This window comes from Pontibacter amylolyticus (genome assembly GCF_014638845.1).
Classification (GTDB): Bacteria; Bacteroidota; Bacteroidia; order Cytophagales; family Hymenobacteraceae; genus Pontibacter; species Pontibacter amylolyticus.
Genome location: NZ_BMFP01000004.1, coordinates 116,039 through 141,701, shown reverse-complemented (window position 1 = coordinate 141,701; position 25,663 = coordinate 116,039). Strand labels below are relative to the sequence as shown.

22 protein-coding genes are annotated in these 25,663 nt (G+C 51.0%); 19 read left to right on the top strand and 3 right to left on the bottom strand.

The window, feature by feature from the left end:
- Positions 1-79 precede the first annotated feature (79 nt).
- The 9 genes from IEV97_RS11270 (at position 80) to IEV97_RS11230 (ending at position 10,686) form a co-directional block, all read left to right on the top strand.
- A complete protein-coding gene (locus IEV97_RS11270) occupies positions 80-397 on the top strand; it encodes a rhodanese-like domain-containing protein (RefSeq protein WP_188501612.1) in 318 nt (105 codons plus the stop codon).
- A 215-nt stretch (positions 398-612) separates the two neighbouring features.
- On the top strand, positions 613-2,082 hold the full coding sequence (guaB, locus tag IEV97_RS11265; RefSeq protein ID WP_188501611.1) for an IMP dehydrogenase: 1,470 nt from the start codon (positions 613-615) through the stop codon (positions 2,080-2,082).
- Positions 2,083-2,285: 203 nt separating this feature from the next.
- Positions 2,286-4,361, top strand: coding sequence for a SpoIIE family protein phosphatase (locus tag IEV97_RS11260; RefSeq protein WP_229733903.1), 2,076 nt, complete (start codon positions 2,286-2,288; stop codon positions 4,359-4,361).
- A gap of 19 nt (positions 4,362-4,380) precedes the next feature.
- Positions 4,381-4,719 carry an STAS domain-containing protein gene (locus tag IEV97_RS11255; protein ID WP_188501609.1) on the top strand — a complete coding sequence of 113 codons (339 nt, stop codon included), beginning with the start codon at positions 4,381-4,383 and terminating at the stop codon, positions 4,717-4,719.
- On the top strand, positions 4,712-5,122 hold the full coding sequence (locus IEV97_RS11250; protein WP_188501608.1) for an ATP-binding protein: 411 nt from the start codon (positions 4,712-4,714) through the stop codon (positions 5,120-5,122). The genes IEV97_RS11255 and IEV97_RS11250 overlap by 8 nt, the downstream gene beginning before the upstream one ends.
- Positions 5,123-5,286: 164 nt before the next feature.
- Entirely contained in the window at positions 5,287-7,596 is a 2,310-nt protein-coding gene (locus IEV97_RS11245; RefSeq protein WP_229733902.1) for a peptidylprolyl isomerase, read from the top strand.
- A gap of 36 nt (positions 7,597-7,632) precedes the next feature.
- The gene (locus tag IEV97_RS11240) at positions 7,633-9,006 is read left to right on the top strand and encodes a peptidylprolyl isomerase (RefSeq protein WP_188501607.1); all 1,374 of its coding nucleotides are present in this window, start codon (positions 7,633-7,635) and stop codon (positions 9,004-9,006) included.
- An 8-nt stretch (positions 9,007-9,014) separates the two neighbouring features.
- On the top strand, positions 9,015-9,980 hold the full coding sequence (locus IEV97_RS11235; RefSeq protein WP_188501606.1) for an AAA family ATPase: 966 nt from the start codon (positions 9,015-9,017) through the stop codon (positions 9,978-9,980).
- 274 nt (positions 9,981-10,254) lie between these two features.
- Entirely contained in the window at positions 10,255-10,686 is a 432-nt protein-coding gene (locus IEV97_RS11230) for a hypothetical protein (protein WP_188501605.1), read from the top strand.
- A gap of 79 nt (positions 10,687-10,765) precedes the next feature.
- Here the strand turns inward: IEV97_RS11230 and IEV97_RS11225 are convergent, their stop codons facing one another.
- The gene (locus IEV97_RS11225) at positions 10,766-11,632 is read right to left on the bottom strand and encodes an SDR family NAD(P)-dependent oxidoreductase (RefSeq protein WP_188501604.1); all 867 of its coding nucleotides are present in this window, start codon (positions 11,630-11,632) and stop codon (positions 10,766-10,768) included.
- A 179-nt stretch (positions 11,633-11,811) separates the two neighbouring features.
- Between IEV97_RS11225 and IEV97_RS11220 the strand changes: the two genes are divergently transcribed.
- The gene (locus IEV97_RS11220; RefSeq protein WP_188501603.1) at positions 11,812-12,441 is read left to right on the top strand and encodes a GNAT family N-acetyltransferase; all 630 of its coding nucleotides are present in this window, start codon (positions 11,812-11,814) and stop codon (positions 12,439-12,441) included.
- Between the two features lie 5 nt (positions 12,442-12,446).
- Here IEV97_RS11220 and IEV97_RS11215 read toward each other — a convergent pair whose 3' ends face one another.
- Positions 12,447-13,559: a lipid A deacylase gene (locus IEV97_RS11215; RefSeq protein ID WP_188501602.1), complete on the bottom strand. Its 1,113-nt coding sequence runs from the start codon at positions 13,557-13,559 to the stop codon at positions 12,447-12,449.
- A 196-nt stretch (positions 13,560-13,755) separates the two neighbouring features.
- On the opposite strand from IEV97_RS11215, the gene recA reads away from it, so the two are divergent.
- From recA to IEV97_RS11180, 7 genes are all read left to right on the top strand, one after another.
- The gene (gene recA, locus IEV97_RS11210) at positions 13,756-14,799 is read left to right on the top strand and encodes a recombinase RecA (protein WP_116541516.1); all 1,044 of its coding nucleotides are present in this window, start codon (positions 13,756-13,758) and stop codon (positions 14,797-14,799) included.
- A gap of 174 nt (positions 14,800-14,973) precedes the next feature.
- Positions 14,974-15,786: a DUF3108 domain-containing protein gene (locus IEV97_RS11205; RefSeq protein WP_188501601.1), complete on the top strand. Its 813-nt coding sequence runs from the start codon at positions 14,974-14,976 to the stop codon at positions 15,784-15,786.
- A 195-nt stretch (positions 15,787-15,981) separates the two neighbouring features.
- Positions 15,982-16,677 carry a response regulator transcription factor gene (locus tag IEV97_RS11200; RefSeq protein ID WP_229733901.1) on the top strand — a complete coding sequence of 232 codons (696 nt, stop codon included), beginning with the start codon at positions 15,982-15,984 and terminating at the stop codon, positions 16,675-16,677.
- 3 nt (positions 16,678-16,680) lie between these two features.
- Positions 16,681-17,724: a sensor histidine kinase gene (locus IEV97_RS11195; protein ID WP_188501599.1), complete on the top strand. Its 1,044-nt coding sequence runs from the start codon at positions 16,681-16,683 to the stop codon at positions 17,722-17,724.
- Positions 17,725-18,046: 322 nt separating this feature from the next.
- Positions 18,047-19,195 carry an aminotransferase class V-fold PLP-dependent enzyme gene (locus IEV97_RS11190; RefSeq protein WP_188501598.1) on the top strand — a complete coding sequence of 383 codons (1,149 nt, stop codon included), beginning with the start codon at positions 18,047-18,049 and terminating at the stop codon, positions 19,193-19,195.
- Between the two features lie 35 nt (positions 19,196-19,230).
- Positions 19,231-20,973, top strand: a complete 1,743-nt coding sequence (locus tag IEV97_RS11185; protein WP_188501597.1) for a GNAT family N-acetyltransferase — start codon at positions 19,231-19,233, stop codon at positions 20,971-20,973.
- Between the two features lie 70 nt (positions 20,974-21,043).
- The gene (locus IEV97_RS11180) at positions 21,044-21,757 is read left to right on the top strand and encodes an RluA family pseudouridine synthase (protein WP_188501596.1); all 714 of its coding nucleotides are present in this window, start codon (positions 21,044-21,046) and stop codon (positions 21,755-21,757) included.
- Between the two features lie 164 nt (positions 21,758-21,921).
- Here IEV97_RS11180 and IEV97_RS11175 read toward each other — a convergent pair whose 3' ends face one another.
- Entirely contained in the window at positions 21,922-22,902 is a 981-nt protein-coding gene (locus IEV97_RS11175; protein WP_188501595.1) for an NAD(P)H-quinone oxidoreductase, read from the bottom strand.
- A 200-nt stretch (positions 22,903-23,102) separates the two neighbouring features.
- Between IEV97_RS11175 and IEV97_RS11170 the strand changes: the two genes are divergently transcribed.
- Both IEV97_RS11170 and IEV97_RS11165 read left to right on the top strand, forming a co-directional pair.
- On the top strand, positions 23,103-23,468 hold the full coding sequence (locus IEV97_RS11170; protein ID WP_188501594.1) for a BlaI/MecI/CopY family transcriptional regulator: 366 nt from the start codon (positions 23,103-23,105) through the stop codon (positions 23,466-23,468).
- Between the two features lies 1 nt (position 23,469).
- Positions 23,470-25,638, top strand: coding sequence for a M56 family metallopeptidase (locus tag IEV97_RS11165; RefSeq protein ID WP_188501593.1), 2,169 nt, complete (start codon positions 23,470-23,472; stop codon positions 25,636-25,638).
- The last annotated feature ends 25 nt before the right edge of the window (positions 25,639-25,663 follow it).

Below are 25,663 nucleotides of genomic sequence, written 5' to 3'. Positions count from 1 at the left end.
ACCAATTTGTTGGTAAGTTTGCAAATCGAAACCAAAACACCAAAGCTTAAGGTATAGCAAAGGCAGGAGCTCTACTACAATGGACGAAATTACAGCGCAGGAACTGAAAGAGAGATTAGGCCGCAGCGCCGAACTGCAGATTGTGGATGTGCGCGAGCCTGAAGAGTTTGCGATCTGCAACCTGGGCGGCGAACTTATACCTTTGGGTGATCTGCCGAAGCAGGTGAACCGCATCCGCCGCGACGTGCCCGTGGTCATGGTTTGCCACCATGGCTTCCGTAGCGCACAGGCCATCCACTACCTTACCCAGCGCCTCGGCTACGACAACCTCCTCAACCTGAAGGGCGGCATCCATGCCTGGGCAACACAGATTGATACAACTATGCGGGTATACTAGGTATACAGTACCGGGTCCTTTTTAAATTAGCAGCTTTTATCCCCTTTTTATAATATTTCCCCTTATGCGATCCTAAGGGGCATTTGACACTAAAAAATGCCAAAGGCAGCAGCCCGGTAGCATGACCCAAATAATTTTCTCACACCGCTTGCTATATTTTCCGGATTAATTTATGTAATTTTACGCGGCAAATAAGGACCCCTAATTTATTTGCCATGATCGCAGATCAATCCAAAATTGTATTTGAGGCACTCACCTACGACGACGTGCTTCTGCTCCCGGCCTACTCCGAGGTGCTCCCCCACAACACCGATACTTCCACACAGCTTACTCGTAATATCCGAATCAACATTCCGCTGCTATCCGCGGCTATGGACACTGTTACCGAGACTGAACTGGCCATTTCCATGGCACAGGAAGGGGGCATCGGCATCATTCACAAAAACATGTCGATCAAGAAGCAGGCGGAGCAGGTGCGCAAAGTAAAACGCTCCGAAAGCGGCATGATCCTCGACCCGATCACCCTGCAGGAAGACGCCACGCTCGGCGATGCTATCCGCATCATGTCGGAGAACAAAATCGGCGGTATACCTATTACCAACGGAAACGGCAAGCTGACCGGCATCCTCACCAACCGCGACCTACGTTTCGAGAAGAACATGTCGCTGCCTGTAAGAGATGTGATGACGACCGAAAACCTGATCACGGCCGCGAAAGGAACTGACCTGGCCAAAGCCGAAGACATTCTGCAGGAATACAAGATCGAGAAGCTGCCCGTGGTGGACGACAAGGGCAACCTGGTAGGTTTGATCACTTACAAAGACATCCTCAAAAAGAAAGACCGCCCGAACGCCTGCAAAGATGAATACGGCCGTCTGCGCGTAGGTGCCGCCGTTGGCGTAACCCCTGACGTGATGGACCGCATCAAAGCACTCGTAGAGGCTGGCGTGGACGTGATCAGCGTGGACACGGCGCACGGTCACTCCAAAGGTGTGCTCGACGTGGTACGCAAGATCAAAGAAAATTTCCCGAAGCTAGAGGTGATTGCCGGTAACGTAGCCACCGCCGATGGCGCAAAAGCCCTGGCAGATGCGGGTGCCGATGCCGTGAAAGTAGGCGTTGGTCCGGGCAGTATCTGCACCACCCGCGTGATCGCAGGTATAGGCATGCCACAGCTGTCTGCCGTGATGGAAGCCGCCAGAGGTCTGCAGGGAACCGGTGTACCAGTGATTGCCGATGGTGGTATCAAGTTCTCAGGCGACATTGTGAAGGCACTGGCCGGAGGCGCCAGCACCGTAATGGTGGGTTCGCTTCTGGCTGGTACCGAAGAGGCGCCGGGCGAAATGATCATTTACGAAGGACGTAAGTTCAAGACCTACCGTGGCATGGGCTCGATTGAGGCGATGGAGGAAGGCTCGAAAGACCGCTACTTCCAGGGCAACGAAAAAGACAGCAAGAAACTGGTGCCGGAAGGTATAGTGGGTCGCGTGGCTTACAAAGGTCTGGTGTCGGAGGTGATCTACCAGTTGGTGGGTGGTATCCGCGCCGGCATGGGCTATTGCGGTACGCCGACTATACCTACACTGCAAGAGGCCAAGATGGTGAAAATAACAGGGGCTGGCCTGCGCGAAAGTCATCCGCACGATGTGCACATCATGCGCGAGGCGCCGAACTACAGCCGCTAGTTATTACATTGACAGCATTAAAGAAGAAGTAGGTTGGCTTTTGTTAACCTACTTCTTCTTTTTTACGTTATGCAAGTTGTTCTTTCAAAACTCACCTCGACAACTTGGCCAAAGAGCAAAAAATTTTCTTACCTTACAAACTGATAAAGTCTCGGGCAAGCCATTTTCTATCGCCGAAAAAACTAAGCACGGTTTTCCGTTTTATGCTTTATAGAACCAACGCAAAATCTCTATTTATTACCTCTGCCCTGATCAGCTGGTCACTCCTGCTGGCTAATGTGCTGTTGGCGGCTGAGAGTATGCATCGCGAGAGCTCCATTGCGCTGGATCTTCCTTTCGTCAACAATTTCCTGATCGTTGTATTCATCATATCGGTGTTCGGTTTTCAACGCCTTAGCGCCGAGAACCTCAAAGGAATAGACTTTATCGGCTACCTCTGGAACATCTTTGCCAAAGGAGGTATAGCCGCCTACCTGAGCATTGCCTTGTACATGGTATACCGCATGGTCACCAACTACTCGAGTGTGCAGTCGCCGCTGCTGTTGCACATGGTCTACCAGCTAAACTTCGGCTTGATGGTGTTGTTCCTGGCAAAGGCCTTTTACGTTTGGCGCCAGCTCATACTCTATCATAAAAACAAGTTTATCCAGATCGCCTGGGACTGGTACGAGATCCTGCTGTTTGCCACGCTGATTTTAACGCTGCTCAATTTCAACTACAGTAGTCTGATCTTCCTGCCTTTGCTAGGATTGATCGGGCTCTATACCTTGTTCCTGTGCACCAACCTGAAGTGGGTTGCCTACCTGACATTCAACAAAAAAGGCAGGTCTCTTATATTGCTCGTGGCCATCCTGCTGGCCTGCTATATCTTCTTTGACTTTTTCTACGGCTTTGCAGACAGCCCGCTGCTGGTGATCGATTACTCTGACGTGGGCTTCCTGCTGCTGGCCATGTTCTTTGTGGCCCTGTATACCCTGGCCTCTTTCCTTGTGGCGCTTTTTAGCTTGCCAACTTCCAGTGTGTTTGAGCAAAAGAGCGAGGACCTGCTCAATTTTCAGCGCCTAAGCCAGTCTATACAGCAGGGGCAGAGTGAGAAACAGGTATACGATATGCTCTTTGAGAGTACCGTGAAGGCATCGGATGCCAGCGCTGCCTGGCTCGAGATATTCAGGGGCGAGAAAAAAGACGAGATAGAACTGTGCCATCAGCTCACCATAGAAGAAGAGCAGATCAAGCGCATCCGCCACCTGCTGCTGGCCTACAACATCCAGCACATCGACTACATCAACAACAACCTCGACCGTAACCCCGGTTTCCGTGACCTGACGCTGCCCTGGAAGTCGCTCATCATCCTGCCAATCAAATCCAAGAAGCACCTGTTTGGGGTGCTATACCTGCTCAAGGACATTGAGCAGGGATTTGACAGGGAAACGGTGAACGTGCTGCGCACTTTTACCAACCAGACCATTCTCACCATCGAGAACCTGCGCCTGGTGCACGAGTCGCTGCAGAACGAGCGTTACAAAGAAGAACTCAAGATCGCCTCGGTGGTGCAGGATAGCCTGATCCCGAAAAAATTCCCGAGCGACAGTTGGTTTGAGATCTCGACCTACGCCAAAGCCGCCAAAGAGGTGGGCGGTGACTTTTATGACTTCCTGCAACTAAGCGAGTCGCGCATTGCCATCATCATCGGCGACGTGTCGGGTAAAGGTATTTCGGCGGCCTTCCACATGGCCCAGATGAAAGGTATCTTTCATGGCCTGATGCAGCAGGATATGCCGCCAAGCGAGTTCATGAAACAGGCCAATAGCGCTCTGAGCCGCTGCCTCGAGAAAACCTCTTTTATCACTTCTGCGCTATACATCATTGATTATCGCATGAAGGGCTTTATGTTTGCCCGCGCGGGCCACTGCCATACCCTGTATTACAACTCCATGATGGACGACACCTTCTATTTTCAGACGGATGGACTGGGACTTGGCATCATTCGTGATAAAAGTTATAACAATCACGTCCGGGAAATGTATTATGACTACAACCCGACCGACGTGATGGTGATTTACACGGATGGCATCGTGGAGGCCCGCAATCCGCAGAATGACGAATACGGAGAGGACAGGCTGCGCTACATGCTCACCCAGACCTACCACCTGGAGGCCGAGGACATCAAGTACGCCATCATCAACGATCTGGAGGACTTTACCGGTCCGACAGAAAACATATACGACGACCAGACGCTGCTCGTCATCAAGTTTAAACCGACTCAACCTAGTGAATAGTTATACGTAAAGGATGCCGATGAAAATTACTAACCAAATCAAAGACACAACGATCATCATCACCCTGGATGGTGAACTGGACGCAAGCTCATCTGTAATGCTCGATGAAGCACTGTCCGACCCCGAGATTATGACCTACAGCAAGATCCTGGTAGACTGCAAAGACCTGAACTACATTTCGTCTGCAGGCCTTGGGGTATTTATTTCGCACCTGCAGCGCTTTGAGGATGCTCACATCAAGCTCATTTTCTACAACATGCAGGACAAAGTGCGCAACGTATTCGAAATCCTGGGCCTCGACCTGCTCATGACCATTGTTTCGGATTACGAGGAAGCCATGACCATTGCTGATGAATAATAAAATTACAGTTAGCTGTACTAAAAAAAATCTGAAGCAAATACGGGACTTCGTCACGGAGTATCTGGCAGTGTATACCTTGTCAGACATCCAGATGAACCAGATCGTATTGGCCGTGGATGAGATATGCGCCAACCTCATCATCCACGCCAACAACGAAGACCCGTCCAAAAGCATTTCCCTCTCCATCACGGAGAAGGCCGGCATCGTCAAATTCGAGATCGTCGACAACGGGGTGGCCTTCCGTCGCTCTGAGTATAAAGAGCCTAACATCGAAGAACACATCCGGGTCGGCAAGAAAGGGGGCGTCGGCATCGCCCTGGTCAACCGCATCATGGACCGTGTGGAATTTGAGACGACCGACAGGCAGAACACCTGCTTCCTGTACAAAAAAATTAAATAGGGCTGAACTGCACACTTTTAGCGCCCCGCATCCGTTATCCGGAACGAAATCGCATGCAATAGGATTATAGTGGTACTTTTTGACTAATCTGTCAGAAAAATTAACTAAAATTGCATGATCTGACCTCGTCAGAGCAAAACCAAGCGTTAGTTTATCATCTATTTATGCGCAGCAATCAACTACTTGTTGCGGCAGCGGCTCTTGTTATGGCTGGCTGTACCGCAACTAAGAAGAATGACAAGCAGGAACCTATCATTGCGACCATTGGCTCCCAACCTATTTACACATCCGAGTTTCAGTATGTGTATGAGAAGAACAACGGGGGCAACGAAGATGCCTATACCCGCCAGAGTGTAAGCGAGTACCTCGACCTCTATACCCGGTTCAAACTGAAGGTGATGGAAGGCGAGAGCCGTGGCCTGGACACCACCGCCGCTTTTAAGCGCGAACTGGAGGGCTACAAAGAGCAGCTTGCACAACCCTACCTCACCGAAAAGAGCGTGACCGACCAACTGGTGCGGGAGGCTTATGAGCGCCTGAAACAGGAGGTAAACGCCTCGCACATCCTGCTGGGCCTGCCCAACGACCCGAGTCCGCAGGATACACTGGCTGCCTACAATCAGGCCATGGAGCTGCGCAAGCGACTTAAGGCCGGTGAGGATTTCGGCAAGCTGGCACGTGAGTTTTCGCACGACCCGTCCGCCAGCGAAAACGGCGGCAACCTGGGCTATTTCACAGCCATGCAGATGGTCTACCGCTTCGAGGACGCCGCCTACAAAACACCGGTTGGCCAGATCTCGCAGCCGGTTCGCTCCCGTTTCGGCTATCACCTGATCAAAGTAAACGACAAGCGCAACGCGCAGGGCGAAGTGAAAGTGGCCCACATCATGGTGCGCGCCACACCGGGCATGCCGAAAGCGGACTCGCTGGCAGCCAAGCAGCGCGTAGACGCTATTTACAAGCGCGTGCAGCGCAACGAGAACTGGGACCGCCTGGCGGCTGAGTTTTCGGAGGACGCCAACTCTGCCGCCAACGGTGGTGAACTGCCTTGGTTCGGTACCGGCCGCATGATCCCGTCCTTTGAGGAAGTAGCGTTTGGTCTGAAGAAAGAGGGCGAAATAGCTCCTCCTGTCCTGACGCCCTATGGCTGGCACATCATCAAGCTGATCGGCAAGCAGCCGCTTCCTTCGTTTGAGGACATGGAGCAAAACCTGCGCAACAAGATCGCCAAGGACTCCCGTTCTGAGCTCAACAAGGCAGCCTTCCTGAAGCGCATCAAATCAGAAAACAACTTCAGCGAAGACGCCACTGTCAAAGCCGCCGCTTTAAGCAAGGGAACAGATGACCTGCTGCAGGGCAAGTGGGATTTTGATGCCGCCGACAAAACACTGAAGAACACACTCTTCACGATACAGGGCAAGCCCTATACCGTGGCCGACTTCTATACCTACGTGAAGGCAGAGCAGCGCCCGCGTATGGTCGGCACTCCGCAACACCACATGAACTCGCTCTACGACAACTTCGTGCAGAAGAGCCTGCTGGCGTACGAGCGTGCCAACCTGGAAAACAAATACCCTGACTACCGCATGCTGGTGCGCGAGTACCACGATGGCATCCTCCTGTTCCAGCTGATGGACGAGAAGGTATGGTCGAAGGCGGTGGAAGACACGACTGGTCTGAAGGCTTTCTTCGATCAGAACCGCGACAAGTACCAGTGGAAAGAGCGCGTGCATGCCACCGTGATCAGCGCTGCCAACAAAGAGCTCCTCACCAAGGCTCAGCAGCAATTGAACGAGCGCCGCTACGAGGTGCGCAACGGCAAACCAGCCGATATCACATTCGAAACAAACAGCGCCACGCCGGACCAGGCGAGCATAGCCCGATTAAGCGAACTAGCAGACCGCCTGAGCAACAACCCGAACCTGACGCTGGAAGTGAATGGCCACGCCGACGCACGTGAGGCAGCCGGCAAGCGTGACCTCGCTGCAGAGCGCTCCAAAGCCATTGTAGCCTTCCTGACAGGACGAGGCGTACCAGCCAACCAGCTCAGCGCCAAAGCACTGGGCAAAACCAAGCAAGCCGCCGCTGATAATACAGAAACCGGTCGCCGCCGCAACAGACGCGTATCGTTTACGCTTTACTCACCCGAACTAAGCGTGCTGGCCGACAACCTGAATGCCGGTAACCCCCTGGGTGTGCAGATCACTGAAAAGAGATTCCAGAAAGGCGAGAACAAAGCCGTGGACGCTGTTAAGTGGGAGAAGGGAACCTACAACACCGAACTGAACGAGCGCCAGTACCTGGTGATCGTGCACGACGTGCTGGCTCCTGCTCCAAAGCAGCTCTCCGAAGTAAGAGGCCAGGTAACGGCCGACTACCAGAACTATCTGGACGAACAGTGGGTGAAGCAGCTGCAGGAAAAGAACCCGGTTAGCGTTAACCAGACAGAGGTCGATAAAATCATTAGAAAATAAAGCGGGTCCGCAACAAGAGAACCGATAGAAGCCAACATGTACAACACAATCCATAAAACGAGAACCCTGTCCCTGCTACTGCTCTGCCTGATCACAGCCTTTACAGCGACGGCACAGGCGCCCACCCAGAAGAAACTGGACGGCATCATAGCCAAGGTAGACAACCACGTGATCCTGCGCTCAGAGCTTGAGTTCAGCTACCTGCAGTTCCTGGCCCAGAACAAACAGCAGCCAAGCCCGCAGACGGAACCCATGAAGTGTGAGATCCTTAAGTCGATGGTGCAGGAAAAGCTGTTGCTGGCCCGCGCCGAGATTGACTCTGTGGTAGTGGAAGAAACGGCTGTAACTGGTGAACTAAACCGCAGAATTGATTACCTGGCCTCGCAGGTAGGTGGCACGGAGCGTCTGGAGCAATATTATAACAAGAGCGTAAAGCAACTGCGCGACGAACTCCGTCGCTCTGTTCGCAACCAGATGTTGTCGGAAAAGATGCAGCGCGAAATCACTGAAAAAGTAACCGTAACCCCGAAAGAGGTGCGCCGCTATTTCAACCAGATTCCCGCTGACAGCTTGCCTTACTTCTCCAGCGAAGTGCAACTGAGCCACATCGTGAAGTATGCCGAGGTAAGCCGCCAGCAAAAGCAGGCTGCCCGCCAGAAGCTTGAAGCAATTCGCGAGCGCATTGTGGCCGGCGAAGACTTCGCTACACTGGCCCGTGAGTATTCTGAAGACCCGGGCTCGGCAGAAGCAGGCGGAGAACTTGGTTTCTTCAAGAAAAAGGAACTGGTACCGGAGTACGAAGCCGCTGCGCTGCGCCTCGAGCCAGGCCAGATGTCGAACGTAATCGAGTCGATGTTCGGCTTTCACCTGATCCAGCTGATCGAGCGCAAAGGACAGGAGTTCAACACACGTCACATCCTCATCAAGCCTGAAACTGCCCGTGTGGATGTGCAGGACGCCATCGCCGCACTGGACAGCGTGCGCACCCTCATCGTGAACGACAGCATCAGCTTTGCGAAGGCTGCCAAAGATTTTTCGGACGATAAGAACACAAAGGACAACGGAGGCACCCTTATAAGCCGTATGACGGGTAACTCGTACATCCCGATGAACGAGGTGGAACCAAGCATCTTCTTCGTGATCGACACCATGAAAGTGGGTGACGTATCGAAGCCGGTAAGCTTTACCACGCCGGACGGTAGAGAGGCCGCCCGTATCATTATGCTTCGCTACAAATCGACCCCTCACCTGGCCAACATGCGCGACGACTACCAGAAAATAGCCGCCGCCGCCCTGGCCCAGAAAAGGGACAAAGCGGTGGATGAGTGGTTCCGAAAAAACATAGACACCGTATTCATTGAGATCGACCCCGAGTACGACCAGTGCAAAGTGCTTGACTTAACGCAATAGACACATACATGAAGCAGTATACCTCTGACAAAGAAGCAGCCGACGCGCTGTACCACTCCTACCAGGACCTCACTTCCGAAATATCAAAAGTGATCGTAGGACAGGAAGAAGTCGTTCGGCTGGTGCTTACGGCCGTTTTTTGTCAGGGGCACTGCCTCTTGGTAGGCGTTCCGGGCCTGGCCAAAACCCTCCTCATCCAGACCATCGCCTCCTCGCTCGACATGTCTTTCAGCCGGGTGCAGTTTACCCCGGACCTGATGCCGAGCGATATTGTGGGAGCCGAAACGATGGACAAGGACCGTAATTTCAACTTCGTGACGGGCCCTATCTTCGCCAACATCATTCTAGCAGACGAGATAAACCGCACGCCTCCCAAAACCCAGGCGGCCCTGCTGGAGGCCATGCAGGAGTATGCCGTGACCGTAGCCGGCAAGCGCTACGAACTGCCGCGCCCTTTCTTCGTGCTGGCCACCCAAAACCCGATTGAGCAGGAAGGTACCTATCCCCTGCCCGAAGCACAGCTCGACCGCTTCATGTTCAACATCACGCTGGGCTACCCAAGCTACGAGTCGGAACTGCAGATCGTGAAGAACACTACCGGCGCAGCACGTGTGGCTCTCGACAAGATTCTGCACGCCGATGACATCATGGCCTTCCAGCAACTGGTGCGCCGCGTACCCGTGGTGGACAATGTGGTGGAGTATGCCGTGAAGCTGGTACACAAGACCCGACCAAATACAGCAATGGGATCTGAGCGGGCCAGTCAATACCTGGAATGGGGTGCCGGACCGCGTGCCTCCCAGCATTTGATCATCGGGGCGAAATGCAACGCCTTGCTCAACGGCAAATACTCGCCAGATATAGAAGACGTACAGGCCGTTGCCCTACCCATCCTCCGTCACCGCATAGTGCGTAACTTCAAAGCCGAGGCAGAAGGTATAACGGTAGAGCAGCTGATTCAAGAACTCCTGTAATTGTTAAATTGTTGATGGTTAAATTGTTTAAAGCTGGAAAGGTATAGCAAAGCTAACTGAATACAGTTGAAGGTTAAAGCAGAGTGTGCCCTATTCGATTTTTCAGATACACAGGGTTTCAACAATTTAGCAATTGAACAATTTAACCATCCAAGAGTCAACAATTTAACAATTCAGCCATTTAGCAATTTAACCTCCAAACAATTTAGCAATCTAAGCTTATTGGTGTAATTTTGCGCCTGTACTGATTTTTTGACACATTACCCTGAGACTTATGGAGGCGGCAGCGCTATACGTTCGCTTTAAAAAAAACCTGGCCACGATCATTGGAGCCCTGAACAGCAAACTGGAGGTTCGCTCCATGCCATACAATGTATCTATTCCGCTGGAAGTAGATCTGCTGGCTGATATTCTGCGTTTGCATGGCCTTGAGTTCAAATCTGAAACAGCTGGGGCAGCCCGACTGGAGGATTTCACGCGTTGGTTTGAGCAGAACGAGAACACGGTGATGGACACCTTGCAGCGTGTCATGGAAGACAAAAAAGCTTACATGAAAACGTCAGGCGGTGTGATCCTGCAGAAAGAAATGCTGATCCGCAGACTGGAGTTTTTCAATGAAACGGCCCATACCCTGCAGGTGATGATGCGCCAGCAGCAGCTTAACAGCCCAAAACACTTCAAATACCCTTTCCTATTGAATCAATAGCCCTCGGCTATACCTGATAAACACAAAGCGCCCGCAGTCTTATTCCTGCGGGCGCTTTGTGTTTTATACCTGGGAGTGCTTACTTGTTCCGGATAGAGGTATGTCCCTCTTTGGAATGCTCCAGTTCCAACTCCCCTTTGGGTTCTTTCTTCATGCTGGAGTCCGCTTCCTCCCCTACCGGGCCTTTTGCCACCGTGATGCCGCCATCCACCATATAGAGCGCACCCGTCACATACGAAGCTTCGTCCGAGGCCAGGAAGCAGTAAACGTTCGCCACTTCTTCGGGGCTGCCCCGGCGCCCCATGGGCGTGGCTCCTTTCATGGTCTTCACCATTTTGCCATCCATCGGGCCGGTGCTCTCGTGGGTCCAGGCGGTGTCAATCGGCCCCGGCCCCACAATGTTCACCCGCACTCCGAACTGCGCCTGCTCTACGGCCAGCCCTTTCATAAAGGCATGAATAAAACCTTTGGTGCCACCGTAAGGGGTATTTTGCGCTATGCCGATCACGCCAGCTTCTGATCCGGCCGATACGATGTTCCCTTTCGTCTTGTGCAGTTCGGGCAGGGCGGCCTTGCTCATGGCAAAGGCAGTCTTGATGTTGTTCTTGATCATGTAGTCCAGGGATTCCTCGGTATAGTCCTGCAGCAGGTTCACCTCAGGGAAAACCCCGGCATTATTCACCAGGATATCGAGATGTCCATATTGCTTCACAGCCAGTTCAACACACGCCTTCGCGTTGGCTGCAGTGGAGATGTCGCCGATATAGGCGATCGCTTCTCCGCCCTGCTTCTGGATTTCCTTCACTACGTCTTCTACGGGGTCCTCCGGGAAACCTGCTACCACTACGCGGGCCCCTTCCTGCGCAAATTTCTTGCAGATGGCCTCTCCTATACCTGTTCCGCCGCCCGTCACGATAGCGACTTTGCCTTCCAGTCTGTTTTTCATAGATCAATGGTTAAAGTTTTTAGCACATAGATTGTATCATCCTATAACGGCTGCAACTCCCGGTCGGTTGGTACTTAGTAGGGCAGGAAAGATTATACTTACATTTTTGCCTGATTAGCGTATGACAGACAAAGCAGGAGAGGCGACGATCCATCTGTCCATTAAAACGAAACATATCCATGAGCTTTTTATACAACACCCTGCCCGATGCTTTTGATGAACAACTAGAGACAGACCATCTGGTCATCAGGCCCTATGCAGAGGGAGACGAGCAGGAGTTTATGCGTGTTATCCATGAAGATGCATCGGCCCTGAGCCCGGCCTTTACCGGAAGAGTGGCCAGCGTGCGCGTGCTGGAAGATGCCCGCATACAGCTGGCCCAATTGCGCACCGACTGGGATAACCGCAAGCAGTTTGATTTTGGTGTGTGGCTTCGGGAGAGCAACACGTATATCGGTGATATCACGCTCAAAAACATAGACCGGTCCGTGCCCAAAGCGGAGGCCGCCTTATACTTCACCAGCTGGTCCGAAATGCTGGACCTGGCGCAGGAAGCTTTCAGAGCGGTGCTGCATTTTGCCTTTGAGGACTTGAAGCTCAACAAGGTATACATGCGCTGCACACAGTATAATAATGTGTGCGCCCAGTTGGCCGAGAGCTGTGGCTTTGTGAAAGAAGGCGTGCTGCGAAGTGACTTCAGGGGTGCCGACTCCGAGGATCTTCTAGACCTGAGCTACTACGGCATGACCCGCGACGATTACGAACAGGCAACCCAGCTTAAAGAGCGCGATTCCCAGGAAGCGGTTTAACCCCTCTACTTACGAGGCTTCGCCACAAAAAAGTCCGTATCGAATGTCAGGTATAGCGCGTTCGAAAATTCCAGTTTCGGATCATCCAGGTCGATGACAGGCTCCAGGCGCAGCGTCAGGTATAGGTCGTCCAGTACTTCGATGTCCTTCATCAGGCGGAGAATCAGCAGATGTCGGTCTTCCTGTATGTAGTCGGGGTTTTTGTAGGTAGTGGAAGCCGACTGAAATAGCTTGCCTCCCAGCTCCGTGATATACCCGTCACCACGCCAATAGCTCAGCATCACATCCTGGTACTTGGTGTCTATACCTGCATTCAGGTAAAGGGCACCGCCCTTCGTGAAAGGCAGTTGAAAGGTGTTGGAGAAGTCGTTGAAGCCAAGCAGGTAGTTTTTAGTGTATACCCGGTGGAGCACGCGGTGCGGCAGTTGGCGCTCCAGTTCAACTCCTACGGCGGCATTGAATACCGTGAGTAAGGGCAATGGCGAAGCGTCGATCTGTCCGCCTTTGTGCTGCGCCGTGAACTGCACAGGTATAGCCAGACGCAGGGTATCGCCCTCCACCCTGCCGGGTTTGTTGAGCAGGCGTATAGCAGAGCTGATGCCGCCGGCCACTTCCTCCCGCACCGGGTCAGCCGGGTAAATCATTTTGCTCCAGTCGATCCAGGCATCCAATTTAACGCGGTGGGTGTTCAGCAAAAACTGCAGGCCGTTCTCCAGCCGGTCGTTGATCACCCGCTCAAAATCATAGAGCGGCTCTACATACCCATGGCTGACGTTGCCTTCCAACGTGCCAAACACAAAGGCCCAGTTTTCCTGCTGCCATTTCACCGTGAAGGTCGGCTGAAAGTCCTGGTAGCCTGAGCTGCCGAAGTCCTTCCAGAGAAAAGCGCCCGCATCAATTCGCACAGAAGCAGACGGGTAGTAGCTCACGCGCGGCATCAAATGGTAGCCAAACAAGGTATAGCCATCGGCTATCTTGTTGAAGTACTCGTTGTTTTTAGAGAAGCCAAAGGCATGCAGTCCAATTCTAATCTGGTTAGCATTTTCAGGATTCACAGGTATAGCCAGCTTCAGGGCGTCGTTGTTTAGCTGGCTATACCCTAAATAACTGTATAGCACAGCAAACGCACAAAATAAAAGCCTGAAATATATCATAAAAAAGCGTGTAAGATGGCACAAAAGCCGGTCGGTATATGTTGTAACAAGACGGCCATAATCAACTAAAATATTTAGCAAAATACCTGCTACTTTTTTTGCAAATTGATTTTGAACGTCGTAATTTCACATCAATATAAAGCTATTTAATTAAACACACATGAGCGTAAGCAACGAAAAACTAAAAGCCCTGCAGCTGACGATAGACAAGCTTGACAAGACTTACGGTAAAGGTACCGTGATGAAGTTGAGCGACAACAAAGTGGAAGACATTCCGGCTATCTCTACCGGCTCGCTTGGACTTGACATTGCTTTAGGAATTGGCGGTTTGCCGCGCGGCCGTGTCATCGAAATCTACGGTCCTGAATCGTCTGGTAAAACCACGCTTACCATGCATGCCATTGCAGAGGCGCAGCGCGCCGGTGGCCTGGCCGCCTTTATCGACGCAGAGCACGCATTTGACAAGGCATACGCCGAAAAACTTGGAATAGACACTGAAAACCTATTGATCTCGCAGCCTGACAACGGTGAGCAGGCCCTGGAGATCGCCGATCACCTGATCCGCTCCGGCGCGATCGATATTATTGTAATTGACTCTGTAGCCGCTCTCGTACCGAAAGGTGAACTGGAAGGCGACATGGGTGACAGCAAAATGGGTCTTCAGGCTCGTTTGATGTCGCAGGCACTGCGTAAGCTGACCGGTACGATCAACAAAACCGGCTGCTGCTGTATCTTCATCAACCAGCTTCGTGAGAAGATCGGTGTGATGTTCGGTAACCCGGAAACAACTACCGGTGGTAACGCCCTGAAGTTCTACGCCTCTGTACGTCTGGATATCCGTCGTATCGGTCAGATCAAGGAGTCTGCCGATAACATCACGGGTAACCGTACCCGCGTGAAAGTGGTGAAAAACAAAGTGGCGCCTCCGTTCAAAGTGGTGGAGTTTGACATCATGTACGGCGAAGGCATCTCTAAAGTAGGTGAGATTCTGGACCTGGGCGTTGAGCTGGGTGTGGTGCAGAAGTCTGGTTCGTGGTTCTCTTACAACGGCGACAAGCTGGGCCAGGGCCGTGACGGCGTGAAGCAGATCCTGCTTGACAATCCGGAACTGCAAGAGGAGATTGAAGCTAAGATCAGAGCAATTGTGAAAGGTGAGCCTGAAAAAGTGGCCGCAGCATTGGAAGATCTGAGCGGTGCGGAATGAACATTATTCCCATCTCATAAATAATCAAAAAGGTGCTACCCTGTGTAGCACCTTTTTGCATTTTAAGTTGTTGGTAGTGTGAAGACAACTTATTATCTTTAGAGTAAGGGCCCGCAGTTGGTATAATAGTTGATATTGGAGATGCTATAAAACACTGTAAGTCTGAAACTGCTTATGAAGAAGATTTTTCCAGCGATAATATTGGCCATCATGGTGCTCTCCGGCTTTGCAGCCAAAGAGTCACTTCGCACTATCCCTAACGAAAGCTTTAGTGCAGGCGAACTGCTCAAGTATAAAGTGCATTATGGCCCGATAACGGCAGCCGAAGCCGTGATCGATATCGCACCCAACCTGCACCGCGTCAACGACAGGCCGACCTATAAAGCCACCGTGTATGGCAAGACCAGCAGTTCATTCGACCTGTTCATCAAGATTCGCAATACCTACCAGTCTTACATTGATACAGCTGCCATTCTTCCGCACCGTTCTTTCCGCAACATTGAGGAAGGCAGCTACCGTAAGCGCGAAACCGTGGACTTTAACCACTACACAAACACGGCCCAGGTAGAGTCAAAGAAAAAGAACAGAGACAAAAGGCAAAGTAGCCATAAGATTCCTTCCGGCGCCCAGGATATTGTGAGCGGGTTTTATTACCTGCGCACCCTCGATTACGACCGTTACAATCCCGGCGACAAGTTTACGGTCAAAGGATTCTTCGACGAAGAGGCGTTTGACATGGTAGTTACTTATCAAGGCCGCGAAACGATCAGCACCAAGGCCGGCGCCTTTAAAGCGATTAAGCTGGTGCCGCGCATGCCGAAAAACAAGCTGTTTAATGGTGAGGATGCCATTACCGTATACCTATCGGATGATAAAAACAAGATACCGGTACTGATCTCAGCCAATATGTTTGTGGGTGCTGTGAAAGTTGACCTGTACGAACACCGGAATCTGAAACATAAACCTGCCCTTGTGGCACAGAAATAAAAGAAAAAGCCAGCTTAGACAGCTGGTTTTTCTTTTGCTGAAAAGCCAATGTTAAGAAAATATTATGATTTGACCGCCACCTACTTCTATACCTCCGGAATGGTATCTTTGTATTGAAATGGAGACCACTGAATGGCTTCCAACAATCGTTATACCTGCCTGATAGTAAAGGTAGGAAAACATAATCCTAAAAACGTGCAGACACCTAACCAAGCCCATTACAAAATACTAGTAGTTGACGATGACCCGGATATCGTAGAACTGCTGCAGTATAACCTTGCCCGCGAAGGCTACGATGTAGCCCAGGCCGACAACGGCAAAAAAGCAATAGAGGTAGCGAATACTTTTAAGCCCGACGTGATTTTGATGGATGTGATGATGCCGGTGCTGGACGGGATAGCCGCCTGTCGCCAGCTGCGCGAAGACCAGGACTTCCGTCATACGCACATCATTTTTCTGACCGCTCGATCAGAGGAGTTCTCAGAAGTAGCCGCTTTCGACGCGGGCGCCGATGACTTTATCACAAAACCGATAAAGCCCCGTGCCTTACTCAGCCGCCTGGCAGCCTATGCCCGCCGCGATGCGCAGCAGGAAGAACAGGAGCAGGTGATCGAGATCGGGGGGCTGCGCATAGACCGCACCAGCTTTGCCGTGTACAAGGGCCAAGAGAAAATCACGCTCCCGAAAAAAGAATTCGAGCTGTTGGCCTTTCTGGCGGCTACTCCGAACAAGGTGTTCACACGCGAAGAGCTGCTCAACAACGTGTGGGGCAGCGACGTGTATGTGATCGCCCGCACCGTGGACGTGCACATCCGGAAAGTGCGCGAGAAGATAGGCGACGATCAGATCAGGACCATCAAGGGTGTTGGCTACAAGTTTAACACCGACTAAAACATGAATTTAAACTCCCGTACGCTTGCCCTTTTAGTATCCCTGGCAGTGGCCCTTGTGCTCACTGCCTTTTTGGCTTTAGCCAGCTACTTTTCCTCCAGGGGCTTGATGGCGGCACTTGTACTGGTGTTCATTTGCTGCTTCCTGCTGGTTTATTTTTCTTACGAGGCACTGGTCATCCGCGAGGTCAAAAATGTGTACTCCAGCCTGGAGAAAATAAAGAAGCAGGAGTACCGCAAAGCAGAGGGCCGCTCCCTGTTCACGGCTGACCCGCTCCGAAAAATAAAGGACGACATCTTCCTGATTGCCGAGCGCAAGCAGCAGGAGATCGACGAACTCCGGCACTTGCAGGTCATGCGTCGCGAGTTTCTGGCCGATGTTTCACACGAGCTCAAGACCCCGATCTTCGCCGCGCAAGGCTTTATCCATACCTTGCTAGACGGCGCCATGGACGACCCCGCCGTGCGCGACAAGTTTTTGCAGAAGGCGGCCAACAGCCTCGATGGCCTTGACACCCTGGTGCAGGACCTGATCAGCATCTCGCAGTTCGAGAAGGGCGTTGTGAGAATGGAGAAGCAGGACTTTGACGCTGTGCAGCTGGTACAGGAAGTTTTTGAGCAGCTGGAGCAAAAAGCCAATAAAAGCCAGACGAAACTGCATCTGGTAGATGTGAACCCTGGCGAGAAAGTAATGATCCACGCCGACCCAAATCGTATCCGTCAGGTGTTCATCAACCTGGTGGACAACGCCATCAAGTACGGTCACACGGGCGGCAATATCTGGGTTTCGTTTACGGAAGGACGCAAGCGCTATACCATCACCGTGAAAGACGATGGCCCAGGTATAGCCCAGGAACACATCAACCGCATATTCGAGCGCTTCTACCGCATCGACAAAAGCCGCTCCCGCGACAAAGGCGGCTCTGGCCTCGGACTGGCCATCTCCAAGCACATCATCGAAGCCCACCGCTCCTTCATCGCCGTCAAAAGCGAACTCGACAAGGGCACGACACTCCGGTTTAAATTACTGAAGGCGAAGGGAGTATAAAATTCTCTAATCACCCCTATCTTACCCAAATTCACCCATCAATAAACGCCTTTTACCACCCTCTTCCAGCCTTTTGGCTTTACTTGCTCATCCAGATCAAATAAAAGTAATTTAAACAAAACAAATATTAATATTTTCAGTAAAAACATAATATAACTTATTAAGAATATTTGTTTTATATAGGATACTGCGGTAGAGGCGAGGAATTTGGTTATAGTATTAATTATATTTTCTCTTTCTAAAGCGGATCTGGTAAATCATTGTCCCTACACTAGCTCAACACCCTTTCTCTTATCATATTTTGAACTCGATTTAAAGAAAAATGAGAAAGTACAACTCAGCTGATGCTCGCCGTCTTGCAATTTGGCCGCCGCTTCCTTTAAACGTACACTACCGTCAACCAATGGAGTGCCGTCCATTTCCGCTCGGACACGAAAACTGCCAGATATATTCAATGGCCAGACATGCCATCTGGAATGCATGCCAGGCTCTCGGATTGAAAAGAAATGATGTAGTACTTGTACCGGCTTACCATCATGGTTCCGAAATTGAGGCCTTACTCAAAGCCGGATTGAGCATCAAGTACTATGAGCTGAATGATATGCTTGAGCCTGATGAAAACGAATTGGAACAATTAATAACCCCTGATGTGCGAGCTTTGTACCTGACACATTATCTAGGATTCACTCAAGATGCAGCTTACTGGAGAAAATGGTGCGACCAAAGAGGACTCTTACTGATGGAGGATGCTGCCCAGGCTTTTCTCGCTACACGTGAAGGGCAACCTGTAGGCTCTTTTGGCCACATGGGTGTTTTCTGTCTCTACAAAACTTATGGTATACCTGATGGAGCCGCGGTAATTGCAGATGTTGCCATTCCTGCTCCAACTTCAAGGCCTAAATCAGGGTTTATTCGCATGGCCAAAAGGCATTTTAACTGGCTAGCAGAACGCAACAGTATGTTTGGCCGCGTAAGGTGGTTCTTTGCTCCAATCCTAACATGGTGGCGATTAAAAACAGACCGCCCTGACGAAGATTTTGCTCTAGACGACCCAATGCTGCCTCCGGCTAACATGTCATCACGATTACTACCTTCTGTTCTTAGTGAATCAACTGCTGAAATCAGGAGAGCCAATTATCAGTACCTGCTCGATCACTTGAGCGATTTGGTTCCAGCGCCTTTCCGGACACTGCAGGGAGGTGAGAGCCCATTTGCTTTCCCTATAGAAACAGAAGATCCAAGAGGCTTTTTAAAGAGTATCCGAAAGCAGGGTATAGAAGGGCTTCTTTTCTGGTTTTTCCCACACCCATCACTCCCTGTTGAGGATTTCCCCAAGAGCAAGTTGAGGCGTGAACATATTTTAGCTGTACCTGTGCACCAAGAACTTACAAAAGCTCACTTAGAGCATATTGTAAATGCCGTACTCGAAACACAGGGGAAACTGACACGAACCGCTATTGTAGCTAGCTGAAAAATGATAGATGCTTTGTTTTAATTTCTGAGTGTATGCCTACTAATACGCTATACCAACCTATAAAAACCGATACTTCAGCCCGAACTATCGAGCTATTATCTGGCCAGGAAGTTCTTGACTTAATAAGTGAGCAGGACTTTGTCAAGCAATGGGACTGGCTTTACCAGGCTTGCCCATGGAGTACAGTCTTTCAGTCTAGCCGTTTCGTGATTGCCTGGTACCATACCTACGAAAAGGAATATTTGCCCATAATGGTTAAAGATACGCAGGATGACAGGCTGACAGGCCTGTTGATGCTTGCGCTTCCCAAGTCTCTGCCGACTAAATCAAACATTCACAACAAGCACCCACTTATTATGGGTGCAGGTATGTATGATGCCGAGTATCAAACTTGGCTGGCTTTACCCCTTCAAAGCGATGAGTTTATTTCACAGGCGTTCAGAGAAGTAAAAAAGAGATTCCCTAAAAAAGACATTCTCCTCAGATTTTTACCCCCCCAAGTGCCGCTTGACTGGATTAGTAAGAATCCGCATTGGAAGCAAAAGATAGAGCTCCAGGCTTTTAAACGTCCTATTATGGACCTGCAGGCCCCGGACGTGACACAAATGTTCCGCAAGGCAGAATTCCGCAACAAATTGAATCGCTTAAAGCGGTTAGGCAACTTTCGCTTCGAGCAAATCACGGAGCTAGCAACTTTACAATCGATTTTGGGAGAAATCACGATACAGTACGATTTTAGACAGGGGGCTATGTTCAACATGAACCAGTTTCGAGACAACCCCCTTAAGGCGGCTTTCCTACTAGAAATGTTCAAGCAGGAACTTCTACATGCAACAGTTTTAAGGGCCGATAACAAAATCATTGCCTGTATTATGGCTGTGCAGGGCGGAGAGTGGGTGCACTTAGCAGGCATTAATGTTCATTCACCTTTTTATGCGAACTACTCCCCAGGGTTTGTGCATTTTTTAATGCTGGGTCAATGGCTATCGCAGGAAGGCATTACCTACTTCGATTTGACCCCGGGGGGAGACCCTTACAAAGAGCGCATGGCTAACAGGCATGATAAGGTGCATGAACTCGTTATCTGTAATAATCTCCCTTACCGAGCTAAAAGGTTCCTCCGCAAGAGCAAACATAACCTGCTCACGAAAGTGGGTATACGACCAATGGCATTTGATCTTTCAGTGGACAAACGGCTATACCTGCTTAAAGGGAAAATAAGGGCTTTTATCCAACAGGGTTTGTTCAGCAGCATCGTGCGACAAATAAAAACAAGCTTCATGGGCAGTAGTCCCAGAATTTTACGCATAGCTCCATTAAACGAGACATTTTATGATCCATTAGAAGTGCACCAAAATAATCTGGGTGATCTTCTGTACTTTGAGCAAAATGGGGGCAGTAAAACCAGGTGGGAATTCACCGAAGATGCTATGCGCCGGTTTGAGGTTGGCCAGCAGGCCTATAGCTGGTCAGAAAATGGTCGTCTGCTTGCCTGTGTCTGGGTGGGCATCGTAAAACCTGAACAAATAGAGAATGGACTACCAGAGGGAGCAGCCTTACTGGAAAATCTATATTGTCACGCTGCTGGACGCACTAAAGTGGTAAATTTTCTAAACGCGGTTGCTGCCAGAATAGCTGAAAAAGAGAGCAGGCCTATGTTTCTTGTAACTAACAGGAATGACCCAACATTAGACAAGGCGATGGAGCAGGACCTAAAAGTATATGTGTCGCGCACTGAATGCTATTACATCAATTCGCAACAGGGAGCCGCCTAAATTTCCTTATCTTTGCAGCAATATGGCGATATCTTGAAAAGACATCGTTATCAAAATTCTATTGCTAAAGATGAAATACCCGGTTTTTAAAGACCTGATCATATTTGAGAACGAGGACTTTCTGGTGGTGAACAAGCCGCCGTTTCTAGCCACGCTCGAGGACCGCACTCCGAACACGACCAACCTGCTCAAACTGGCCAAGCAGCACGATCCAAAGCTGCAGGCCTGTCATCGCCTTGACAAAGACACATCGGGCTGCCTGGTGTTTGCCAAAAACCCGGAGGCCTACCGCCACGTGTCGATGCAGTTTGAGCACCGCGAGGTATACAAGGTATACCATGCCGTGGCCTGGGGCACACATAAGTTCGAAGACCACCTGGTCAACCGCTCCATACTCGCCGGCGCCAAAGGGGTGGCCAAGCTTACACCACAGGGCAAGCCTGCCGAGACATACTTCACAACGCTGGAGAACTACAGCCGCCATACCTTGCTGGAGTGCATGCCGGTGACGGGTCGCCTGCACCAGATACGCGTGCACCTTGCCTACCTAGGCGCGCCGATAGTAGGGGATAAACTATACGGTGGCGAGGACCTATACCTGAGCACCCTGAAGCGAAAGTTCAACCTGAAGCAGCAAACCGAAGAGCAGCCCCTTATCAAACGCTTTGCGCTGCATTCGCACGCCATCGGTTTCAGGCTGATGAACGAGGAGCCGATCAAAATCGAAGCGCCTTACCCGAAGGATATGGCCGTGCTGATCAAGCAACTTCGGCAGTACAGCTAGATTTTTTGACAAGAGACTATGTGACAAAGGACAAAAGACGCTGGGAGAACCTGCATCTTTTGTCCTTTTGTTGTTTTAGTGAGTCAGGGAAATAAAGAGCTGTTTGGGCTATTTCCTAAGCCTCCCTCCCATTCCACCACTCATCAAAAAGTCCTTTGTCAAAATTAATTAACCCGCAGCACGATCTTCCCAATGTTTTGGTTGGCTTCCATGTAGCGGTGCGCCTCGGCTACGTCCGCCCAATCGAACACCGAGTCAACTACGGGCTTGATTGTGCCGTTCTCAAACAAAGGCAAAGCAAAAGCGGCCATGTCCTGTGTGAGTCTGATCTGGTAGTCACGGGTGCGGGAACGTAGCGTGGAGCCGATGACCTGCAGGCGCTTGGTCAGGATTTTGCGCAGGTCAAATTCCTCTACTTTGCCGCCGCCCATCGTAGCCAGCAGCACAAGCCGACCGTCCAGGCGCAGGCACTCAATGTTTTGCTTGAAGTAAGGCCCGGCGATAAAGTCCACAATCACGTCCACACCCTCTGAATTGGTATAGGCCAGCACTTCGTCTTCAAAGGGCACTTCCTTGTAATTGATGGCTTTGTGGGCGCCCAGGTCCAGGCAGGCCTGCACCTTTTTTTCAGAGGCCGTCACCAGCACCTCCGCTTGTAAGGCGCGTGCCAGCTGTATACCTGCCGTGCCTACCCCGCTGGCCCCGGCGTGGATTAATACCCGTTCGCCAGCCTGCAGTTTGCCCAGCCACGAGAGCGCCTGCCAGGCTGTCAGGAACACCTCAGGTATAGCAGCCGCTTCTTCCATACTCAGGTTCTCAGGTATAGCCATGGCCATCTCTTCGTTTATCACCGCATATTCGGCATAGCCGCCACCCGGCAGCAGCCCGAAGACCTTGTCTCCTTTCTTGAAACGGGTACAGCTTATACCTGCCTCCACCACCTCTCCGGCTATTTCGAGGCCCAGCAGCGGACTTTCTCCCTTCGGGGGCGGGTATTTACCCTGGCGCTGCATGGTGTCGGCACGGTTGAGGGCAGTGGCGTGCACGCGCACCAGCAGTTCGTATGGTTTCGGTAGTGGCTGTTCGTATTCGCCCAGCACCAGTTGCTCTGGTCCGCCGGGTTGCTTTAGCAGAATGGCTTTCATATCAGTCAGTTTGGAATTAGTTGTGGCTATACCTTAAGACGCCAGCTAAAATTAGATGTTTCTTTCTTCGTACCAAAACTGCCTCCATTCATTCAAAATGGATTCTTATACCTTGGCAGGAAATATTTTTAAGAAATTTAGCCTCAAATACTTGCCCTTTTTACGAAACTTTCGTAATTATACGAAAACATCGTAGAACTATGGAAAAGCTCACGCAACAAGAAGAGGAAGCCATGCAGGCGGTTTGGTCGCTGGATGGCGGATTTATAAAGGAGTTTCTGGAAAAGCTGGAAGAGCCTAAACCGCCCTATACCACGCTGGCCTCTACGGTGAAAAATCTGGAGAAGAAAGGCTTCCTGCAGAGCGAGAAGTTTGGCAACACCTACCGCTATACCCCCATTATCCAAGAAGAAGACTACAAGAAGCGCTTTATGAAGGGTTTTGTGGGCGACTACTTCAAGAACTCCTACAAAGAGCTGGTGGCCTTTTTCGCGAAGGAAAAGCAGATCAGCGCCGAAGAACTGCAGGAGATTATTGACATGATCGAGAATAAAAAAACGAAATGATATGCCGGATTTGCTGTTATACCTGCTAAAAGCAAACGTGGCCCTGGTACTGTTTTACCTGGCCTACCACCTGGCGCTGCGCAAGCTCACTTTCTACCACCTCAACCGGCTTTTCCTGGTGTTCGGCATTCTGTTCTCCGCCGTTTATCCTTTGATAGACCTCTCCGAGCTGTTCAGCCGGCACGAAGAACTGGCCGTGGTGCAAAGCTATGCCGTGGTTATACCTGCCTGGACCCCAACGGCTATACCTGAACAGACCGCATTCGATTATTGGCTTATACCTGTCTGGCTGTTCTGGCTAGGCTGCGGATTGATGCTGCTTCGGCTGACCATGCAGTTTGTCTCGCTCTACCGGATTCACCGCGCCTCAGTGCCCGCCTCTTATCAGGGCGTGGACTTCCGCAAGGTGCCAGGTATAAGCGAGGCCTTTTCGTTCTGGAAAACCATCTACCTGAACCCGGCACAGCACCAGTCGCCCGAACTGGAGTCGATCCTGCGGCACGAGCAGATACACGTGAACGGCTGGCATACCCTGGATGTGCTGCTGGCCGAGTTGAGCACCGTTTTCTACTGGTTCAACCCGGGCGTGTGGCTCATGAAGCAGGCCATGAAAGAAAACCTTGAGTTTATAGCCGACCAGCATGTTGTAAATGCTGGCGTCGACCGAGTAGCCTACCAATACCTCTTACTGAAAGTTGTGGGCGCCACACAACCTCAGCTTGCCAATCAGTTTAACTTCCCATCACTTAAACGAAGAATTGCCATGATGAATAAAATGCCCACAAGCAAGGCAAGCCGGCTCCGATTGCTGGTTGTGCTTCCCCTCGTAACGGTGCTGCTGGTTGCTTTCCGGAGCGCCTCCCAGGACGATATTGCCACTCTTACAGAAACTATACTTCCAGGAGAAACTGTAACGCAGACTGAAGAAAACCCGACTGATGAATACGCCGCCTTCTATGCCCGAAACACCGAGGTAAAACAAGTCTCCTGGAGGTCGAACGGAAAAATAGTAGTGGCACTGAAGTCCGGTGCTGAGGAGGTCTATACCTTTGGTGACAAGCAGAGCATGGCCTCTGCCGAGTTGAAGTATGGCGAAATGCCCAGCGCGCCGCCAGTTGCCAGAAGAGTCAACTTGAATCAGGATGAATCCTACATTCTGAAGCTAGAGCACATCGGCTATTACGATGACAAAGCGAACTGGCCTGAGGATTACAAGGATTTCCTAAAGCGTCATCCCAATGTAAAGGAGGTAGCCTGGAAGTTTGACAACAGCAGGGATAAGAACCTGGAATCAATCGTCATCTACCTCAAAAACGGGAAGACAGAGACCTACGATTACAACAAAAGCCAGCGCATTCCGGCTGCCGAGGCTAAGTGGGGGAAACTTCCTTTCTTGCCGCCGCCGCCACCCCCTACACCAGCTGCTCCCGATGCACCGCCAGCTCCACCAGCACCGGATAAAGCTGAACTATTATCAATCATGCCAGAAGCAGCGCTGTACTATATTGACGGAGTGGAAGCTAGCCGTGCAGCCGTACAAAAGCTTGACCCGAAGACTATCCACAGCATAAATGTAATTAAAGGTAAATCCGCAGTAGAGGTATTCGGCAAAGGAGCCTCGAAGGGTGTTATTTCGGTAGTAACTGAACAGAACAAAGACGCCCGTCAGGTACAGGAGTTCAACAAAAAGCTTCCTGTACCACCGGCCCCTCCGGCACCGGAAGCACCGTCGCCACCTCCTGCGCCTGGCAGAGAAGCAGTACCACCTGTACCCCCTGCACCAGCGGGAGAACAGCTTCCTCCACCCCCACCGCCTGTAAGGTATGAGGGCCCTGCTATACCTAAAGCGGGTGGTGCACGCCTGGTTGAAACAGAAGAGCATGTCGCCTATTTTCTATGGCCGGAGGAGATCACCAAACGGGAGCTTGAAGTAGCGCAACAGGCATTCTCAAGCAGTGGCTTCGAACTGGACTTTAATGAAAAGTATGAAGGCGGGAAGATCAGCAGCCTGAAAATTGAGCTCGCATCCAGAAACAGGAAATCTCGTGCCAGTGCCACTTATAATGCCGGAGCTTTAAAAAGCATTCTGGAGGCTGACAACATCGTGATAGTACAAGGCAACAAAAAAACCGGCGAAGTCAGGATTGCCACCACGCTTGCTCCTCGCTAGTAAATAACTGAGTACAACCTTAAAG

Coding starts and splice junctions, on each gene's coding strand:
- guaB (WP_188501611.1), top strand. CDS start 613: ATGATCGCAGATCAATCCAAAATTGTATTTGAGGCACTCACCTACGAC.
- IEV97_RS11220 (WP_188501603.1), top strand. CDS start 11,812: ATGAGCTTTTTATACAACACCCTGCCCGATGCTTTTGATGAACAACTA.
- IEV97_RS11185 (WP_188501597.1), top strand. CDS start 19,231: ATGCCTACTAATACGCTATACCAACCTATAAAAACCGATACTTCAGCC.
- IEV97_RS11245 (WP_229733902.1), top strand. CDS start 5,287: ATGCGCAGCAATCAACTACTTGTTGCGGCAGCGGCTCTTGTTATGGCT.
- IEV97_RS11225 (WP_188501604.1), bottom strand. CDS start 11,632: ATGAAAAACAGACTGGAAGGCAAAGTCGCTATCGTGACGGGCGGCGGA.
- IEV97_RS11230 (WP_188501605.1), top strand. CDS start 10,255: ATGGAGGCGGCAGCGCTATACGTTCGCTTTAAAAAAAACCTGGCCACG.
- IEV97_RS11190 (WP_188501598.1), top strand. CDS start 18,047: ATGAGAAAGTACAACTCAGCTGATGCTCGCCGTCTTGCAATTTGGCCG.
- IEV97_RS11195 (WP_188501599.1), top strand. CDS start 16,681: ATGAATTTAAACTCCCGTACGCTTGCCCTTTTAGTATCCCTGGCAGTG.
- IEV97_RS11235 (WP_188501606.1), top strand. CDS start 9,015: ATGAAGCAGTATACCTCTGACAAAGAAGCAGCCGACGCGCTGTACCAC.
- IEV97_RS11205 (WP_188501601.1), top strand. CDS start 14,974: ATGAAGAAGATTTTTCCAGCGATAATATTGGCCATCATGGTGCTCTCC.
- IEV97_RS11250 (WP_188501608.1), top strand. CDS start 4,712: ATGAATAATAAAATTACAGTTAGCTGTACTAAAAAAAATCTGAAGCAA.
- IEV97_RS11170 (WP_188501594.1), top strand. CDS start 23,103: ATGGAAAAGCTCACGCAACAAGAAGAGGAAGCCATGCAGGCGGTTTGG.
- IEV97_RS11255 (WP_188501609.1), top strand. CDS start 4,381: ATGAAAATTACTAACCAAATCAAAGACACAACGATCATCATCACCCTG.
- IEV97_RS11270 (WP_188501612.1), top strand. CDS start 80: ATGGACGAAATTACAGCGCAGGAACTGAAAGAGAGATTAGGCCGCAGC.
- IEV97_RS11240 (WP_188501607.1), top strand. CDS start 7,633: ATGTACAACACAATCCATAAAACGAGAACCCTGTCCCTGCTACTGCTC.
- IEV97_RS11165 (WP_188501593.1), top strand. CDS start 23,470: ATGCCGGATTTGCTGTTATACCTGCTAAAAGCAAACGTGGCCCTGGTA.
- IEV97_RS11175 (WP_188501595.1), bottom strand. CDS start 22,902: ATGAAAGCCATTCTGCTAAAGCAACCCGGCGGACCAGAGCAACTGGTG.
- recA (WP_116541516.1), top strand. CDS start 13,756: ATGAGCGTAAGCAACGAAAAACTAAAAGCCCTGCAGCTGACGATAGAC.
- IEV97_RS11180 (WP_188501596.1), top strand. CDS start 21,044: ATGAAATACCCGGTTTTTAAAGACCTGATCATATTTGAGAACGAGGAC.
- IEV97_RS11260 (WP_229733903.1), top strand. CDS start 2,286: ATGCTTTATAGAACCAACGCAAAATCTCTATTTATTACCTCTGCCCTG.